14 protein-coding genes are annotated in these 15,345 nt (G+C 70.2%); 1 reads left to right on the forward strand and 13 read right to left on the reverse strand.

Annotated elements, in window-relative coordinates; translation table 11 throughout:
- Positions 1-141: 141 nt before the first annotated feature.
- The 13 genes from metK to pyrR form a co-directional block, all read right to left on the reverse strand.
- Positions 142-1,350 carry a methionine adenosyltransferase gene (gene metK, locus ACF07B_RS33410; protein WP_362404743.1) on the reverse strand — a complete coding sequence of 403 codons (1,209 nt, stop codon included), beginning with the start codon at positions 1,348-1,350 and terminating at the stop codon, positions 142-144.
- 238 nt (positions 1,351-1,588) lie between these two features.
- Positions 1,589-2,791, reverse strand: a complete 1,203-nt coding sequence (gene coaBC / locus ACF07B_RS33415) for a bifunctional phosphopantothenoylcysteine decarboxylase/phosphopantothenate--cysteine ligase CoaBC (protein WP_384239374.1) — start codon at positions 2,789-2,791, stop codon at positions 1,589-1,591.
- 91 nt (positions 2,792-2,882) lie between these two features.
- Positions 2,883-3,155, reverse strand: coding sequence for a DNA-directed RNA polymerase subunit omega (gene rpoZ / locus ACF07B_RS33420; RefSeq protein ID WP_003982715.1), 273 nt, complete (start codon positions 3,153-3,155; stop codon positions 2,883-2,885).
- Between the two features lie 37 nt (positions 3,156-3,192).
- On the reverse strand, positions 3,193-3,786 hold the full coding sequence (gene gmk / locus ACF07B_RS33425; RefSeq protein ID WP_362404749.1) for a guanylate kinase: 594 nt from the start codon (positions 3,784-3,786) through the stop codon (positions 3,193-3,195).
- 37 nt (positions 3,787-3,823) lie between these two features.
- Positions 3,824-4,147 carry an integration host factor gene (locus ACF07B_RS33430; protein ID WP_016638838.1) on the reverse strand — a complete coding sequence of 108 codons (324 nt, stop codon included), beginning with the start codon at positions 4,145-4,147 and terminating at the stop codon, positions 3,824-3,826.
- A gap of 310 nt (positions 4,148-4,457) precedes the next feature.
- Positions 4,458-5,300, reverse strand: coding sequence for an orotidine-5'-phosphate decarboxylase (gene pyrF, locus ACF07B_RS33435; protein ID WP_384239377.1), 843 nt, complete (start codon positions 5,298-5,300; stop codon positions 4,458-4,460).
- The gene (locus ACF07B_RS33440) at positions 5,297-6,403 is read right to left on the reverse strand and encodes a quinone-dependent dihydroorotate dehydrogenase (protein ID WP_392181711.1); all 1,107 of its coding nucleotides are present in this window, start codon (positions 6,401-6,403) and stop codon (positions 5,297-5,299) included. The genes pyrF and ACF07B_RS33440 overlap by 4 nt, the downstream gene beginning before the upstream one ends.
- A 98-nt stretch (positions 6,404-6,501) precedes the next feature.
- Complete coding sequence (gene carB, locus ACF07B_RS33445) at positions 6,502-9,810, reverse strand: carbamoyl-phosphate synthase large subunit (RefSeq protein ID WP_369486048.1); 3,309 nt, start codon at positions 9,808-9,810, stop codon at positions 6,502-6,504.
- Positions 9,803-10,960: a glutamine-hydrolyzing carbamoyl-phosphate synthase small subunit gene (gene carA / locus ACF07B_RS33450; protein ID WP_392181712.1), complete on the reverse strand. Its 1,158-nt coding sequence runs from the start codon at positions 10,958-10,960 to the stop codon at positions 9,803-9,805. The genes carB and carA overlap by 8 nt, the downstream gene beginning before the upstream one ends.
- Complete coding sequence (locus ACF07B_RS33455) at positions 10,957-11,523, reverse strand: hypothetical protein (protein WP_369486050.1); 567 nt, start codon at positions 11,521-11,523, stop codon at positions 10,957-10,959. The genes carA and ACF07B_RS33455 overlap by 4 nt, the downstream gene beginning before the upstream one ends.
- Positions 11,520-12,806, reverse strand: a complete 1,287-nt coding sequence (locus tag ACF07B_RS33460) for a dihydroorotase (protein WP_103549724.1) — start codon at positions 12,804-12,806, stop codon at positions 11,520-11,522. The genes ACF07B_RS33455 and ACF07B_RS33460 overlap by 4 nt, the downstream gene beginning before the upstream one ends.
- Before the next feature lie 4 nt (positions 12,807-12,810).
- A complete protein-coding gene (locus ACF07B_RS33465; RefSeq protein ID WP_362404765.1) occupies positions 12,811-13,788 on the reverse strand; it encodes an aspartate carbamoyltransferase catalytic subunit in 978 nt (325 codons plus the stop codon).
- An 82-nt stretch (positions 13,789-13,870) separates the two neighbouring features.
- Entirely contained in the window at positions 13,871-14,461 is a 591-nt protein-coding gene (pyrR, locus tag ACF07B_RS33470; protein WP_362404768.1) for a bifunctional pyr operon transcriptional regulator/uracil phosphoribosyltransferase PyrR, read from the reverse strand.
- Between the two features lie 245 nt (positions 14,462-14,706).
- On the opposite strand from pyrR, the gene bldD reads away from it, so the two are divergent.
- Positions 14,707-15,207 (forward strand): transcriptional regulator BldD, encoded by a 501-nt coding sequence (gene bldD / locus ACF07B_RS33475; protein WP_037621142.1) that lies wholly within the window; start codon positions 14,707-14,709, stop codon positions 15,205-15,207.
- Positions 15,208-15,345 lie beyond the last annotated feature (138 nt).

Raw genomic sequence — 15,345 nt, forward strand, 5'->3', positions numbered from 1 at the left:
CCCGGCACACCGACTGCTTACCACCCCCGCCCCGCACCGCCCACGTTTTTCCCGCCCCGCGTTGTGGGTTCCCCGCCCCCCGGCCCCCCCCCCCCCCCCGGGGGGGGCGGGCCCCCACGGCTGCGACGAAACGTTCGCGGGCTACAGGCCCGCGGCCTTGCGCAGCGCGTCCACCCGGTCCGTCCGCTCCCACGTGAAGTCGGGCAGCTCACGGCCGAAGTGGCCGTAGGCGGCGGTCTGGGAGTAGATCGGGCGGAGCAGGTCGAGGTCGCGGATGATGGCCGCCGGGCGGAGGTCGAAGACGTCCGTGATGGCGGTCTCGATCTTCTCCGCGTCGACCTTGGCGGTGCCGAAGGTCTCGACGAACAGACCCACCGGCTCGGCCTTGCCGATCGCGTAGGCGACCTGGACCTCGCAGCGCGAGGCGAGGCCCGCGGCGACGACGTTCTTCGCGACCCAGCGCATCGCGTAGGCGGCGGAGCGGTCGACCTTGGACGGGTCCTTGCCGGAGAAGGCGCCGCCGCCGTGGCGGGCCATGCCGCCGTACGTGTCGATGATGATCTTGCGGCCGGTGAGGCCGGCGTCGCCCATCGGGCCGCCGATCTCGAAGCGGCCGGTCGGGTTCACCAGCAGGCGGTAACCCTCGGTCTCCAGCTTGATGCCGTCGTCGAGGAGGGCCTTCAGCTCCGGCTCCACCACGAACTCGCGGATGTCGGGAGCGAGCAGGGAGTCCAGGTCGATGTCCGAGGCGTGCTGCGAGGACACGACGACGGTGTCCAGACGGACCGCCTTGTCGCCGTCGTACTCGATGGTGACCTGGGTCTTGCCGTCGGGGCGCAGGTACGGGATGGTCCCGTTCTTGCGGACGTCGGACAGCCGGCGGGCGAGCCGGTGCGCGAGGTGGATCGGGAGCGGCATCAGGTTCGGGGTCTCGTCCGTCGCGTACCCGAACATCAGGCCCTGGTCGCCGGCGCCCTGCTTGTCCAGCTCGTCCTCGTCGCCCTCGACACGGGACTCGTACGCCGTGTCGACACCCTGCGCGATGTCCGGGGACTGGGACCCGATCGACACCGACACCCCGCAGGACGCTCCGTCGAAGCCCTTCTTCGAGGAGTCGTAGCCGATCTCCAGGATCTTGTCGCGGACGAGCTGGGCGATCGGCGCGTACGCCTTGGTCGTGACCTCTCCGGCCACGTGCACCAGGCCGGTGGTGATGAGCGTCTCCACGGCGACCCGGGATGTCGGGTCCTCACGCAGGAGGGCATCGAGAATGGTGTCGCTGATCTGGTCAGCGATCTTGTCGGGGTGGCCCTCGGTCACGGACTCCGAGGTGAACAGGCGACGGGACACAACGCTCCCTGTGGTTGCAGCGGCTGCTGGCTGATCATGGGTGGACGGGTCGGGGGCTGCGCCCGGCGTCGTCCGAGAACAGTTTATCGGTCGCACTCGGCCGCGGGACCCCTGTCTCGCCTCTCGGAAGGCCTGTGACCTGCGGCACGGGCATTCTCCGCCATCGTCAGGGCTCTCCGCCAGGGTCGCCACGCCCGATTTCGCGGGCTTTGTGGTGACGGGTGTGACGGATGAGCTTTCACACGAGTCGGCGTGTCACCAGGTCCCACACCGTCTCGGCCAGTGCTTCCTTGGGTCCGTAGGGCACCGGGGTCTCACTTCCGTCGGCTCCGAGCACCACCGCCTCGTTCTCCTCGGAACCGAAGGTCTTGCGCTCCCCCACCTCGTTCACCACCAGGAGATCACAGCCTTTGCGCTCCAGTTTGGTCCGTCCGTTGGACAGGACGTCGTCGGTCTCGGCCGCGAAACCCACCACGACCTGGCCGGGGCGGGCGCGGTCCGCGGAGATCTCCGCGAGGATGTCCGGATTGCGGACCAGAACGATCGGCTCCGGTTCCTTGCCGTCCTTCTTCTTGATCTTCCCGGCCGCGTACGCCTGGGGGCGGAAATCCGCCACCGCGGCCGCCATCACCACCGCGTCGGCGTCCGGGGACGCCTTCAGCACGGCTTCCCGCATCTGCACGGCGGTGCCGACCTGGACCACGTCGACCCCGGCCGGGTCCGCCAGACCCGTGTTCGCGGCGATCAGGGTGACCCTGGCGCCGCGCGCGGCCGCGGTCCGGGCGAGCGCGTACCCCTGCTTGCCGGAGGAACGGTTGCCGAGGAAGCGGACCGGGTCGAGGGGCTCGCGGGTACCGCCGGCGCTGACGACGACGTGCCGTCCGGCGAGATCCGGCTCGGTGATCCCGCGGGCGAGGACACGGCGGCAGACCTCGAAGATCTCTCCCGGGTCGGGCAGCCGTCCCTTGCCGGTGTCGACGCCGGTCAGACGTCCCACGGCGGGCTCGATGACGAGGGCGCCGCGCCGCCGCAGCGTCGCCACGTTCTCCTGCGTCGCCGGGTGCTCCCACATCTCGGTGTGCATGGCGGGCGCGAAGACGACCGGACAGCGGGCGGTGAGCAGCGTGTTGGTGAGGAGGTCGTCGGCCAGCCCGTGGGCGGCCTTGGCGAGCATGTCGGCCGTCGCGGGGGCGACCACCACGAGGTCGGCGTGCTGCCCGATGCGGACGTGCGGGACCTCGTGGACGTCCGACCAGACCTCGGTGGACACGGGGTGGCCCGAGAGGGCGGACCAGGTGGCGGCGCCGACGAAGTTCAGCGCGGAGGCGGTGGGCACGACACGTACGTCGTGCCCCGACTCCGTCAGTCGTCGCAGCAGCTCACAGGCCTTGTACGCGGCGATGCCACCGCTGACCCCCAGAACGACCTTCGGCTTGTCCACCGTCTCTCCCCGGGCTCGGAAATCTACGACTCCATGACACACCACAGGCCCGGCAGTCGCGCCGCCGGGCCTGGGATGAGCGATTGAACGACTACTGAGCGGGGCCCTCGACGGCCTCGGAGGTCAGCAGACCCGCGTTGATCTCGCGCAGGGCGATCGACAGCGGCTTCTCGTGGACGTGGGTGTCGACGAGCGGACCGACGTACTCGAGGAGGCCCTCGCCGAGCTGCGAGTAGTACGCGTTGATCTGGCGGGCGCGCTTGGCCGCGTAGATCACCAGGCTGTACTTCGAGTCGGTGGCCTCGAGAAGCTCGTCGATCGGAGGGTTGATGATGCCCTCGGGAGCAGTGATGGAAGAGGACACGCTCTGCCTTCCGAATGGTGGAAATTGACCTGAAAGATCAAACAACTGCCACCAAGGCTAGCAGCTCACGCGCCACGTCCTCGACGGAGGTGTTGACCAGGGTGACATCGAACTCCGGCTCGGCGGCCAGTTCGATCTTGGCCGCTTCCAGGCGGCGCTCGATCACCTCCGGCGGTTCGGTGCCTCGTCCGGTGAGCCTGCGCACCAGCTCCTCCCAGGAGGGCGGGGCCAGGAACACGAGCAGCGCGTCCCGCATGGACTCGCGGACCTGCCGGGCTCCCTGGAGGTCGATCTCCAGGAGGACCGGCACACCCGACTCCAGGTGCTCCAGGACCGCGGCACGTGGAGTGCCGTAGCGGTTGCCGGCGAACTCGGCCCACTCCAGGAGCTCGCCGTTGGCGATCAGCTTGTCCATCTCGTCGTCGGTGACGAAGAAATAGTGGACTCCGTGCTTCTCGCCGGGGCGAGGCTTGCGGGTCGTCGCCGACACCGAGAGCCAGACCTCGGGGTGCGCTTTGCGCATATGAGCGACGACCGTGCTCTTGCCGACCCCTGAGGGGCCGGAGAGCACGGTCAGCCGCGGACGTACGTCCGGGGGTACGGGGGTCGTCCCCCGGGGTGTTACAGCCATACAGCGATTATTCCAGCAATCCTGGTGTGTCCAGGACTCAGGCGCCGGAACCGCCGAACTCGCGCTCCAAAGAGGCGATCTGGTTCGAGCCGAGACCGCGAACGCGGCGGCTCTCGGAGATCCCGAGTCGCTCCATGATCTGCTTGGCGCGGACCTTGCCCACGCCCGGCAGCGACTCCAGGAGAGCGGAGACCTTCATCTTGCCGATGACGTCGTTCTCCTGGCCCTGCTTGATGACCTCGTGAAGAGAGGCGCCGGAGTGCTTGAGTCGATTCTTGACCTCGGCCCGCTCCCGGCGAGCCGCGGCGGCCTTTTCGAGCGCGGCTGCGCGCTGTTCAGGGGTAAGGGGCGGAAGAGCCACGCCTACGTCACCTCGGATGTCGAACTGTCGGATACGGACCGGTGAGGAACCTAGTCGCCCCACACCTGGGAGCCATGGGCAACACGCTCGCCCGTCCCTCCCCCGCCGCCTTGACAGCGCGGGAGGTGCTCCCACTCGACGGAGACTAGCGGGCAAGTGCGCCGGAGTCAGCGAGAACAGAGGAAAAGTCCTGGTCAGCCTCCCTGGAGCCCGACATTTACGACATAACTCCCCGGATTTGAGAATGTATGCAGACTCGGGGAGCCCGGACGGCACTCGCCGGAGGACTCTCGAACGGGTGTCGGAGCTCTCAGGCGGCCGCCACGGCCGCCCTGATCTCCTCCGCGAACCCCTCGGCCGACTCACGCAGCGCCATGACGTCGGGACCGTGACGCAGAACACCCCGGCTCACGTTCGGGACGACGTTGCGCACGGCGGCCCCGAAGACACCCGCCAGATCGGCCGCGGTCGCCCCCTGCGCGCCGATACCGGGCGCGAGGAGCGGGCCGTTGATGTCCAGATCGTAGGAGGAGAGATCGCCCAGGGTGGCGCCGACGACCGCCCCGAAGGAGCCGAGCGGTGTCTCGTCCGCGTTCTCGGCGGCCAGGTGCCCGAGCATCGTCGCCCCGACGCTGCGCCCGTCCGCCCGGATGGCGTGCTGCACCTCGCCGCCCTCCGGGTTGGAGGTGAGCGCGAGGACGAAGAGCCCGGCCCCGCTCTCGCGCGCCAGCTCCACCGCGGGCTTCAGCGAGCCGTAGCCGAGATACGGCGACACGGTCAGCGCGTCCGAGAAGAGCGGCGCGTCCTTGCGCAGGAAGGTCTCGGCGTACGCGGCCATGGTCGAGCCGATGTCGCCGCGTTTGGCGTCCATCACGACCAGCGCGCCGGCCGCCCGCGCCTGTTCGACCGACTTCTCCAGGACGGCGATCCCGCGCGAGCCGAACCGCTCGAAGAACGCGCTCTGCGGCTTGAGGACGGCGACCCGCTCGGCGAGCGCCTCGACCACCGTACGGCTGAAGCGCTCCAGGCCCGCGATGTCGTCGCCGAGCCCCCAGTCGGCGAGCAGGGACGCGTGCGGGTCGATGCCCACGCACAGGGGGCCGCGCTCGTCCATGGCGCGGCGAAGGCGCGCGCCGAAGGGTTCCAGGCTCATACGGATGTCCTCACGTCGGCGCCGACCGCGTCGGCGAGGGTGGCGTACGGGCTCGTCCGCAGACGGGCGGCGAGACCCTTGTGGATGGCACGGCCCCAGAAGGGGCCCTCGTAGATGAAGGCGCTGTAGCCCTGGACCAGCGTGGCGCCGGCCAGGATGCGCTGCCAGGCGTCCTCGGCGTTCTCGACGCCGCCGACGCCCACCAGGGTGATCCGGTCGCCCACGCGCGCGTAGAGGCGGCGCAGCACCTCCAGGGAGCGCGCCTTGAGCGGCGCGCCGGACAGACCGCCGGTCTCCTTCACCAGGGAGGGGTCGGACGTCAGCCCGAGTCCCTCGCGGGCGATGGTCGTGTTCGTGGCGATGATCCCGTCCAGGCCGAGCTCGACGGCGAGGTCCGCGACCGCGTCGATGTCCTCGTCGGCGAGGTCGGGCGCGATCTTGACGAGCAGCGGGACGCGCCGGTCGGTGACGGCGCGGTCGGCGGCCTCGCGCACGGCGCTGAGCAGCGGCCGCAGCGCCTCGGTCGCCTGGAGGTTCCGCAGCCCCGGGGTGTTCGGGGACGACACGTTCACGACGAGGTAGTCGGCGTGCCGGGCGAGGCGTTCGGCGGACTTGACGTAGTCGCCGACGGCTTCCGCCTCGGGGACGGTCTTGGTCTTGCCGATGTTGACGCCCACGACGGTCCTGAACACGGGCGTACGGGCCGCCAGGCGCTCGGAGACGGCCGCGGAACCCTCGTTGTTGAATCCCATGCGGTTGATCAGCGCGCGGTCCTGCACGAGGCGGAACAGCCGCTTCCTGGGGTTGCCCGGCTGCGGCTCCCCGGTGACGGTGCCGATCTCGATGTGGTCGAAGCCGAGCATCGACATCCCGTCGATGGCCACGGCGTTCTTGTCGAAGCCCGCCGCGAGGCCGAAGGGCCCGTGCATCCGCAGGCCGAGCGCCTCGGTGCGCAGTTCCTTGTGGCGGGGCGCGAGCGCGGCGGCGACGAAGGTGCGCAGGACGGGGACGCGGGCGACGAGCCGGATCCAGCGGAAGGCGAGATGGTGGGCCTGCTCCGGGTCCATCCGCTTGAAGACGAGGTTGAAGAACAGCTTGTACATGATCGTGTCCTCGAAAGTGCCCGGTGAGGGGCGCCGCTTGAAGGGGCGGGGGGCCGCATGAAGAGGGGGACACCGTTTCCGGTGTCCCCCTGGGGCCGCTAGTCGCGCGCCGCGGTCAGATGCTCGGCGTGTTCCTGGAGCGAGCGCACACCCACGTCGCCGTGGTTGAGCGCGTCGATGCCCTGGACGGCGGCGGCGAGCGCCTGCACCGTCGTCAGGCACGGGACCGAGCGGGCCACGGCCGCCGTGCGGATCTCGTAGCCGTCGAGACGGCCGCCGGTGCCGTACGGCGTGTTGACGATGAGGTCGACCTCGCCGTCGTGGATGAGCTGGACGATGGTCTTCTCGCCGTTCGGGCCCTCGCCCTCGCTCTGCTTGCGCACGACCGTGGCGTTGATGCCGTTGCGCTTGAGCACCTCGGCCGTGCCGGAGGTGGCCATCAGCTCGAAGCCGTGGGCGACGAGTTCCCGCGCCGGGAAGATCATCGAGCGCTTGTCGCGGTTGGCGACCGAGATGAAGGCGCGGCCCTTGGTGGGCAGCGGGCCGTAGGCGCCGGCCTGCGACTTGGCGTACGCGGTGCCGAAGACCGAGTCGATGCCCATGACCTCGCCGGTGGAGCGCATCTCCGGGCCGAGCACCGTGTCGACGCCGCGGCCGTGGATGTCGCGGAAGCGCGACCACGGCATGACGGCCTCCTTGACGGAGATCGGCGCGTCGAGCGGCAGCGTTCCGCCGTCGCCGTTCGCCGGGAGCAGGCCCTCGGCGCGCAGCTCGGCGACGGTCGCGCCCAGCGAGATGCGGGCGGCGGCCTTCGCGAGCGGCACCGCGGTCGCCTTCGAGGTGAAGGGGACGGTGCGCGAGGCGCGCGGGTTGGCCTCGAGGACGTAGAGGATGTCGCCGGCCATCGCGAACTGGATGTTGATCAGGCCGCGGACGCCGACGCCCTTGGCGATGGCCTCGGTCGAGGCGCGCAGCCGCTTGATGTCGAACCCGCCGAGGGTGATCGGCGGCAGCGCGCACGCCGAGTCGCCGGAGTGGATGCCGGCCTCCTCGATGTGCTCCATGACGCCGCCGAGGTAGAGCTCCTCGCCGTCGTACAGCGCGTCGACGTCGATCTCGATCGCGTCGTCGAGGAACCGGTCGACCAGGACCGGCCGGGAGGGGCTGATCTCGGTGGACTCGGCGATGTAGGAGGCAAGCCGGGTCTCGTCGTAGACGATCTCCATGCCGCGTCCGCCGAGGACGTACGAGGGGCGCACCAGGACGGGGTAGCCGATCTCGTCGGCGATGGCCTTGGCCTCGGTGAAGGTGGTGGCGGTGCCGTGCTTGGGGGCCGGCAGACCCGCCTCCGCGAGGACCCGTCCGAAGGCGCCGCGGTCCTCGGCGGCGTGGATGGCCTCGGGCGGGGTGCCCACGATCGGCACGCCGTTGTCCTTGAGCGCCTGCGACAGCCCCAGCGGGGTCTGGCCGCCGAGCTGCACGATGACACCGGCGATCGGACCGGCCAGCGACTCCGCGTGGACGATCTCCAGCACGTCTTCCAGCGTCAGCGGCTCGAAGTACAGGCGGTCGGAGGTGTCGTAGTCCGTGGAGACCGTCTCGGGGTTGCAGTTGACCATCACGGTCTCGTAGCCCGCGTCGCTGAGCGCGAAGGAGGCGTGGACGCAGGAGTAGTCGAACTCGATGCCCTGGCCGATGCGGTTCGGGCCGGAGCCCAGGATGATCACCGCGGGCTTCTCGCGCCGGGCGACCTCGGTCTCCTCGTCGTAGGAGGAGTAGAAGTACGGCGTGTTGGCGGCGAACTCGGCGGCGCAGGTGTCGACCGTCTTGTAGACCGGGCGTACGCCCAGCGCGTGCCGCACCTCGCGGACGACGTCCTCGCGCAGCCCGCGGATCTCGGCGATCTGGGCGTCGGAGAAGCCGTGCCGCTTGGCCTCGGCGAGCAGCTCGGGGCCGAGCTTGTCGGCGGCGGCCAGCTCGTCCGCGATCTCCTTGATCAGGAACAGCTGGTCGACGAACCACGGGTCGATCTTCGTGAACTCGAAGACCTCCTCCTGCGTGGCGCCCGCGCGGATGGCCTGCATGACGGTGTTGATGCGGCCGTCGGTGGGCCGGACGGCCTCGCGCAGCAGCTCGGCCTTGTCGCCGGGCTCGCCGACGAAGGTGAACTGGCTGCCCTTCTTCTCCAGCGAGCGCAGCGCCTTCTGCAGCGCCTCGGTGAAGTTGCGGCCGATCGCCATGGCCTCGCCGACCGACTTCATGGTGGTGGTGAGGGTGGAGTCGGCGGACGGGAACTTCTCGAAGGCGAAGCGCGGGGCCTTCACGACGACGTAGTCGAGGGTCGGCTCGAAGGACGCCGGGGTCTTCTCGGTGATGTCGTTCGGGATCTCGTCGAGCGTGTAGCCGACGGCGAGCTTGGCCGCGATCTTGGCGATGGGGAAGCCGGTCGCCTTGGAGGCGAGGGCCGAGGACCGCGAGACGCGCGGGTTCATCTCGATGACGATGATGCGGCCGTCCTCGGGGTTGACCGCGAACTGGATGTTGCAGCCGCCGGTGTCGACGCCGACCTCACGGATGATCGCGATGCCGATGTCGCGCAGCCGCTGGTACTCACGGTCGGTCAGCGTCATGGCCGGGGCGACGGTGATGGAGTCGCCGGTGTGGACGCCCATCGGGTCGAAGTTCTCGATGGAGCAGACGACCACGACGTTGTCGTTCTTGTCGCGCATCAGCTCCAGCTCGTACTCCTTCCAGCCGAGGATGGACTCTTCCAGGAGCACCTCGGTGGTCGGGGAGAGCGTGAGGCCCTGGCCGGCGATCCGGCGCAGTTCGTCCTCGTCGTGGGCGAAGCCGGAGCCGGCGCCGCCCATGGTGAAGGAGGGGCGGACGACGACGGGGTAGCCGCCGAGCGTGTCGACGCCCGCGATCACGTCGTCCATGGTGTGGCAGATGACGGACCGGGCGGACTCGCCGTGGCCGATCTTCTGGCGCACGGCCTCGACGACGCCCTTGAAGAGGTCGCGGTCCTCGCCCTTGTTGATGGCCTCGATGTTGGCGCCGATGAGTTCGACGCCGTACTTCTCCAGCACACCCTGCTCGTGCATGGAGATCGCGGTGTTGAGGGCCGTCTGGCCGCCGAGCGTCGGCAGCAGGACGTCGGGGCGCTCCTTGGCGATGATCTTCTCGACGAACTCGGGGGTGATCGGCTCGACGTAGGTGGCGTCGGCGATCTCCGGGTCGGTCATGATCGTCGCCGGGTTGGAGTTGACGAGGATGACCCGCAGGCCCTCGGCACGCAGGACGCGGCACGCCTGGGTGCCGGAGTAGTCGAACTCGGCGGCCTGGCCGATGACGATCGGGCCGGAGCCGATGACCAGGACGGACTGGATATCGGTGCGCTTAGGCACGCTGGCCCTCCATCAGAGATACGAAGCGGTCGAACAGGTAGGCGGCGTCGTGCGGTCCTGCCGCCGCTTCGGGGTGGTACTGGACGCTGAAGGCCGGCTGGTCGAGCAGGTGGAGGCCCTCCACCACGTTGTCGTTGAGGCAGACGTGGGAGACCTCGGCGCGGCCGAAGGGGGTCTGGGAGACCTCGTCGAGCGGGGCGTCGACGGCGAAGCCGTGGTTGTGCGCGGTGACCTCGACCTTGCCGGTCGTACGGTCCTGCACGGGCTGGTTGATGCCGCGGTGGCCGTACTTCAGCTTGTACGTGCCGAAGCCGAGGGCGCGGCCGAGGATCTGGTTGCCGAAGCAGATGCCGAAGAGCGGGGTCCTGCGGGCGAGGACCTCCTTCATGACGGCGACGGGACCGTCGGCGGTCGCCGGGTCACCGGGGCCGTTGGAGAAGAAGACGCCGTCCGGGTTCACGGCGTAGATGTCCTCGGCGGTGGCCGTCGCGGGCAGCACGTGCACCTCGATGCCGCGTTCGGCCATCCGGTGCGGGGTCATGCCCTTGATGCCGAGGTCGACGGCGGCGACGGTGAACTTCTTCGTGCCGATCGCGGGGACGACGTACGTCTCCTTGGTGGCGACCTCGGCGGCGAGGTTCGCGCCCTTCATCTCGGGCGCCTGGCGCACCTGGGCGAGCATGGTGCCCGCGTCGGGCAGCGCGTTGCCGGCGAAGATGCCGACGCGCATGGCGCCGCGCTCCCGCAGGTGGCGGGTGAGGGCGCGGGTGTCGATGCCGCTGATGCCGACGACGCCCTGGTTGCGCAGTTCCTCGTCCAGGGAGCGCCGGGAGCGCCAGTTGGAGGGCACGCGCGCGGGGTCGCGGACGACGTATCCGGCGACCCAGATCCGCTGCGACTCGGGGTCCTCGTCGTTGACGCCGGTGTTGCCGACGTGCGGGGCGGTCATCACGACGACCTGGCGGTGGTACGACGGGTCGGTGAGGGTCTCCTGGTAGCCGGTCATGCCGGTGGAGAACACCGCTTCGCCGAAGGTCTCCCCCACGGCCCCGTAGGAACGGCCGTGGAAGACCCGGCCGTCCTCCAGGACGAGTACGGCGGGAAGCGCCTTTTCCTTCTGTGCGGCGTTCCCCTGAGTGGAGGTCGTCATCGTGCGCCTTCCGTTTCCGTCTTGTTGATCATGCCGTTCAGGGTGTCGGCCCATTCGTTGTGCTCGGCCGCGCGGTCCGAGCGGAATCCGGAGTCGAGGAGCCTGTCGCCGTGCGCCCAGGTGACGACGAGGAGTCCGCCCTCGGTGAGGACCTTGCCCGCGATGCCCTTGTCGAGCCGGGCCTCGCGCAGCTGCGAGGCCGGGATGAAGAAGTCGTCGGCCCCGGGACGTACGACGTCCAGTCCCGCGTCCGTCAGGGTGAGCTCGACCCGGCTGCGGGTACCCAGGCCGTGCGCCACGATGCGGTCGAGCCACTGCCCGGCGGTGGTGGAGCCGTGGTAGCGGCCGCTCATGCTCAGTCTGGCCGGGCCGGGGTCTTCCGGCGCGTCGGGAAGCCCGGGCAGGTCGCCCTGGAGGGTGCCGCGCCACTTCCAGCCCTCGCGCATCAGCCAGTAGACGAGCGCGACGAAGAGCGCGAGGCCGACGAGCCAGCCGATCCGGGCGGACCAGTCGGTCACTTCCGCGGACTTCTGTGCGGCGGCGATGGAGAGGAGAGGTGTCACGCGAGCTTCCCGTCGACGAGGGTGGCCTTGCCCCGCAGCCAGGTGTGGGTGACCCGGCCCGGCAGCTCACGGCCCTCGTAGGGGGTGTTGCGGCTGCGCGAGGCGAAGCCAGCGGGGTCCACGGTCCCACGGTATGCCGTGTCGACGAGCGTGAGGTTGGCGGGCTCACCTGCCGAGACGGGACGTCCGTGACCGGTGGCCCGGCCGATCGCGGCGGGCTTCACGGACATGCGGTCGGCGACGCCGGCCCAGTCGAGCAGTCCGGTCTCGACCATCGTCTGCTGGACGACGGACAGCGCGGTCTCCAGGCCGACCATGCCCATGGCGGCGGCGGCCCACTCGCAGTCCTTGTCCTCGTGCGGGTGCGGCGCGTGGTCGGTGGCGACGATGTCGATCGTGCCGTCGGCGAGGGCCTCGCGCAGCGCCATGACGTCCCGCTCGGTGCGCAGCGGCGGGTTGACCTTGTAGACCGGGTTGTACGACCGCACCAGTTCGTCGGTGAGGAGCAGGTGGTGCGGGGTGACCTCGGCGGTGACGTCGATGCCCCGGGACTTGGCCCAGCGGACGATCTCGACGGAGCCGGCGGTCGACAGGTGGCAGATGTGGACGCGGGAACCGACGTGCTCGGCGAGCAGGACGTCCCGGGCGATGATCGACTCCTCGGCCACCGCGGGCCAGCCGCCGAGACCGAGTTCGGCGGAGACGACGCCCTCGTTCATCTGGGCGCCCTCGGTGAGGCGGGGCTCCTGGGCGTGCTGGGCGACCACGCCGCCGAAGGCCTTCACGTACTCCAGCGCGCGCCGCATGATCACCGCGTCGTCGACGCACTTGCCGTCGTCGGAGAAGACCGTGACACCGGCGGCGGACTCGTGCATGGCTCCCAGCTCGGCGAGCTTCTTGCCCTCCAGGCCGACGGTGACGGCGCCGATGGGCTGCACGTCGCAGTAGCCGTGCTCCTGGCCGAGCCGGTAGACCTGCTCGACCACACCGGCGGTGTCGGCGACGGGGAAGGTGTTGGCCATGGCGAACACGGCCGTGAAGCCGCCGCTCGCCGCGGCGCGGGTGCCGGTCAGCACGGTCTCGGAGTCCTCGCGGCCGGGCTCGCGCAGATGGGTGTGCAGGTCGACCAGACCCGGCAGCAGCACCTTGCCGTCGGCCTCGACGACCTCCGCGCCCTCGGCGGACAGCCCGGTGCCGACGGCCTCGATCACCTCGCCGTCGATCAGGACGTCCTGCGGCTCGCCGCCGAGCACCCTCGCACCTCGGATAAGGATCTTGCTCATGTTCTTACTTCTCCTCGGTACGGGTGTGGGTGACGGCGGGCTCGTTGCCGCCCAGGAGCAGGTACAGGACGGCCATGCGGATGGAGACACCGTTGGCGACCTGCTCGACGACGGTGCAGCGCTCGGAGTCGGCGACCTCCGCGGTGATCTCCATGCCGCGGACCATCGGACCGGGGTGCATCACGATGGCGTGCTCCGGCATTTTCGCCATGCGGTCGCCGTCGAGCCCGTAGCGACGCGAGTACTCGCGCTCGGTGGGGAAGAACGCCGCGTTCATCCGCTCGCGCTGCACGCGCAGCATCATCACGGCGTCGGACTTGGAGAGGGTGCTGTCGAGGTCGTACGAGATCTCGCAGGGCCAGGCCTCCACGCCGACCGGCACCAGGGTGGGCGGCGCGACGAGGGTGACCTCGGCGCCGAGGGTGTGCAGCAGGTCGACGTTGGAGCGGGCGACGCGGCTGTGCAGGACGTCGCCGACGATCGTGATGCGCTTGCCGGACAGGTCCTGGCCGATCCCGGCGTCCCGGCCGACGAGCCGGCGGCGCATGGTGAAGGCGTCGAGCAGGGCCTGCGTGGGGTGCTGGTGGGTGCCGTCGCCCGCGTTGATGACGACGGCGTCGATCCAGTCGGAGGTGGCGAGCCGGTAGGGGGCTCCGGAGGCGCCGTGCCGGATGACGACGGCGTCGACGCCCATCGCCTCCAGGGTCTGGGCGGTGTCCTTGAGGGACTCGCCCTTGGAGACGCTCGACCCCTTGGCGGTGAAGTTGATGACGTCCGCGGAGAGGCGCTTCTCGGCGGCCTCGAAGGAGATCCGGGTGCGGGTCGAGTCCTCGAAGAAGAGGTTGACGATCGTGCGGCCGCGCAGGGTCGGCAGTTTCTTGATCGGCCGGTCGGCGACCCGGGCCATCTCCTCGGCGGTGTCGAGGATCAGGACGGCGTCGTCGCGGGTGAGGTCGGCGGCCGAGATGAGATGACGCTGCATCTGTCAGGCTCCGTAGGGAAGTTCAGGGAGGATTCGGGCATGCGGGCGCGCGGGAGCGCACGTCGCGGCACGGGCCGGAGTGCTACTGGCGCTCGCCCGGGGAGGTCCGCTTGGCACCGAGCAGCACGGTGTCGCGACCGTCCTCCTCGGCGAGCTGGACCTTGACCGTCTCCCGCAACGACGTGGGGAGGTTCTTGCCGACGTAGTCGGCGCGGATGGGCAGTTCGCGGTGGCCCCGGTCGACGAGGACGGCGAGCTGCACGGCGCGCGGCCGGCCGATGTCGTTCAGCGCGTCGAGCGCGGCACGGATGGTGCGGCCGGAGAAGAGCACGTCGTCGACGAGGACGACGAGGCGGCCGTCGATGCCGTCACCGGGGATCTCGGTGCGGGCCAGCGCACGGGGCGGGTGCATGCGCAGGTCGTCGCGGTACATGGTGATGTCGAGGGAGCCGACCGGGATCTTGCGGTCGGTGATCTCTTCGAGCTTCTCGGCCAGCCTGCGGGCCAGAAAGACGCCTCGGGTCGGGATGCCGAGGAGCACCACGTCGTCGGCGCCCTTGGCGCGTTCGACGATCTCGTGGGCGATGCGGGTCAGCACCCGCGCGATGTCGGGTGCCTCCAGAACGGGCCGTGCGTCGGCTTCGTACTGCTGCTTGTCGTGCTCGGTGTCCATAAGAAACGGACCTCCTTCTCCGCCTCACGGGACGGATCATTAAAGGACGTCGGATTTGCGCCATCAACGGTACCAGCCCGGCAACGGACCTGATCACCCCCCTTTGAGCCACCCCCGGTGACACCCGTGCGGGGACCGGTCGGAAATCCTTCGGCTTGACGGGGGAGAGTAACGCTGCGTAACCTCACAGTGAGTCACCAGCCGCGCGGCGGAGCCGCACGTTGATACAGCGTCCGGGGAGCTATATGTCCAGCGAATACGCCAAACAGCTCGGGGCCAAGCTCCGCGCCATCCGCACCCAGCAGGGCCTTTCCCTCCATGGCGTGGAGGAGAAGTCGCAGGGCCGCTGGAAGGCGGTCGTGGTCGGTTCGTACGAGCGCGGCGACCGCGCCGTCACCGTGCAGCGTCTCGCCGAGCTGGCGGACTTCTACGGGGTTCCGGTCCAGGAGCTGCTGCCCGGCACCACTCCGGGCGGGGCCGCCGAGCCGCCGCCGAAGCTGGTCCTCGACCTGGAGCGGCTCGCGCACGTGCCGGCCGAGAAGGCGGGCCCGCTCCAGCGCTACGCGGCGACGATCCAGTCGCAGCGCGGCGACTACAACGGCAAGGTGCTGTCGATCCGCCAGGACGACCTGCGCACCCTCGCCGTGATCTACGACCAGTCCCCCTCGGTCCTGACCGAGCAGCTCATCAGCTGGGGCGTCCTGGACGCGGACGCGCGCCGCGCGGTCGCCCACGACGAGGGCTGAATCCCTTAGGACAGCTCAGCAGAAACGTGGCGCCCGGGGGGGGGGGGGCGGGGGGGGGGGGGCCCCCCCCGGGGGGGGGGGGGGCGGGGGGCGCGGGCCCCCCCCCCCGGGGGCCCGCGGGGGGGGCCCGCGGTGAAG

Source organism: Streptomyces sp. NPDC015532 (assembly GCF_043078065.1).
Classification (GTDB): domain Bacteria; phylum Actinomycetota; class Actinomycetes; order Streptomycetales; family Streptomycetaceae; genus Streptomyces.

Bases quoted from the DNA above. Each gene is read 5' to 3' on its own strand.
- gmk (WP_362404749.1), bottom strand. From the start codon at position 3,786: ATGGCTGTAACACCCCGGGGGACGACCCCCGTACCCCCGGACGTACGT.
- pyrF (WP_384239377.1), bottom strand. From the start codon at position 5,300: ATGAGCCTGGAACCCTTCGGCGCGCGCCTTCGCCGCGCCATGGACGAG.
- ACF07B_RS33440 (WP_392181711.1), bottom strand. From the start codon at position 6,403: ATGTACAAGCTGTTCTTCAACCTCGTCTTCAAGCGGATGGACCCGGAG.
- carA (WP_392181712.1), bottom strand. From the start codon at position 10,960: ATGACGACCTCCACTCAGGGGAACGCCGCACAGAAGGAAAAGGCGCTT.
- ACF07B_RS33460 (WP_103549724.1), bottom strand. From the start codon at position 12,806: ATGAGCAAGATCCTTATCCGAGGTGCGAGGGTGCTCGGCGGCGAGCCG.
- ACF07B_RS33465 (WP_362404765.1), bottom strand. From the start codon at position 13,788: ATGCAGCGTCATCTCATCTCGGCCGCCGACCTCACCCGCGACGACGCC.
- pyrR (WP_362404768.1), bottom strand. From the start codon at position 14,461: ATGGACACCGAGCACGACAAGCAGCAGTACGAAGCCGACGCACGGCCC.
- bldD (WP_037621142.1), top strand. From the start codon at position 14,707: ATGTCCAGCGAATACGCCAAACAGCTCGGGGCCAAGCTCCGCGCCATC.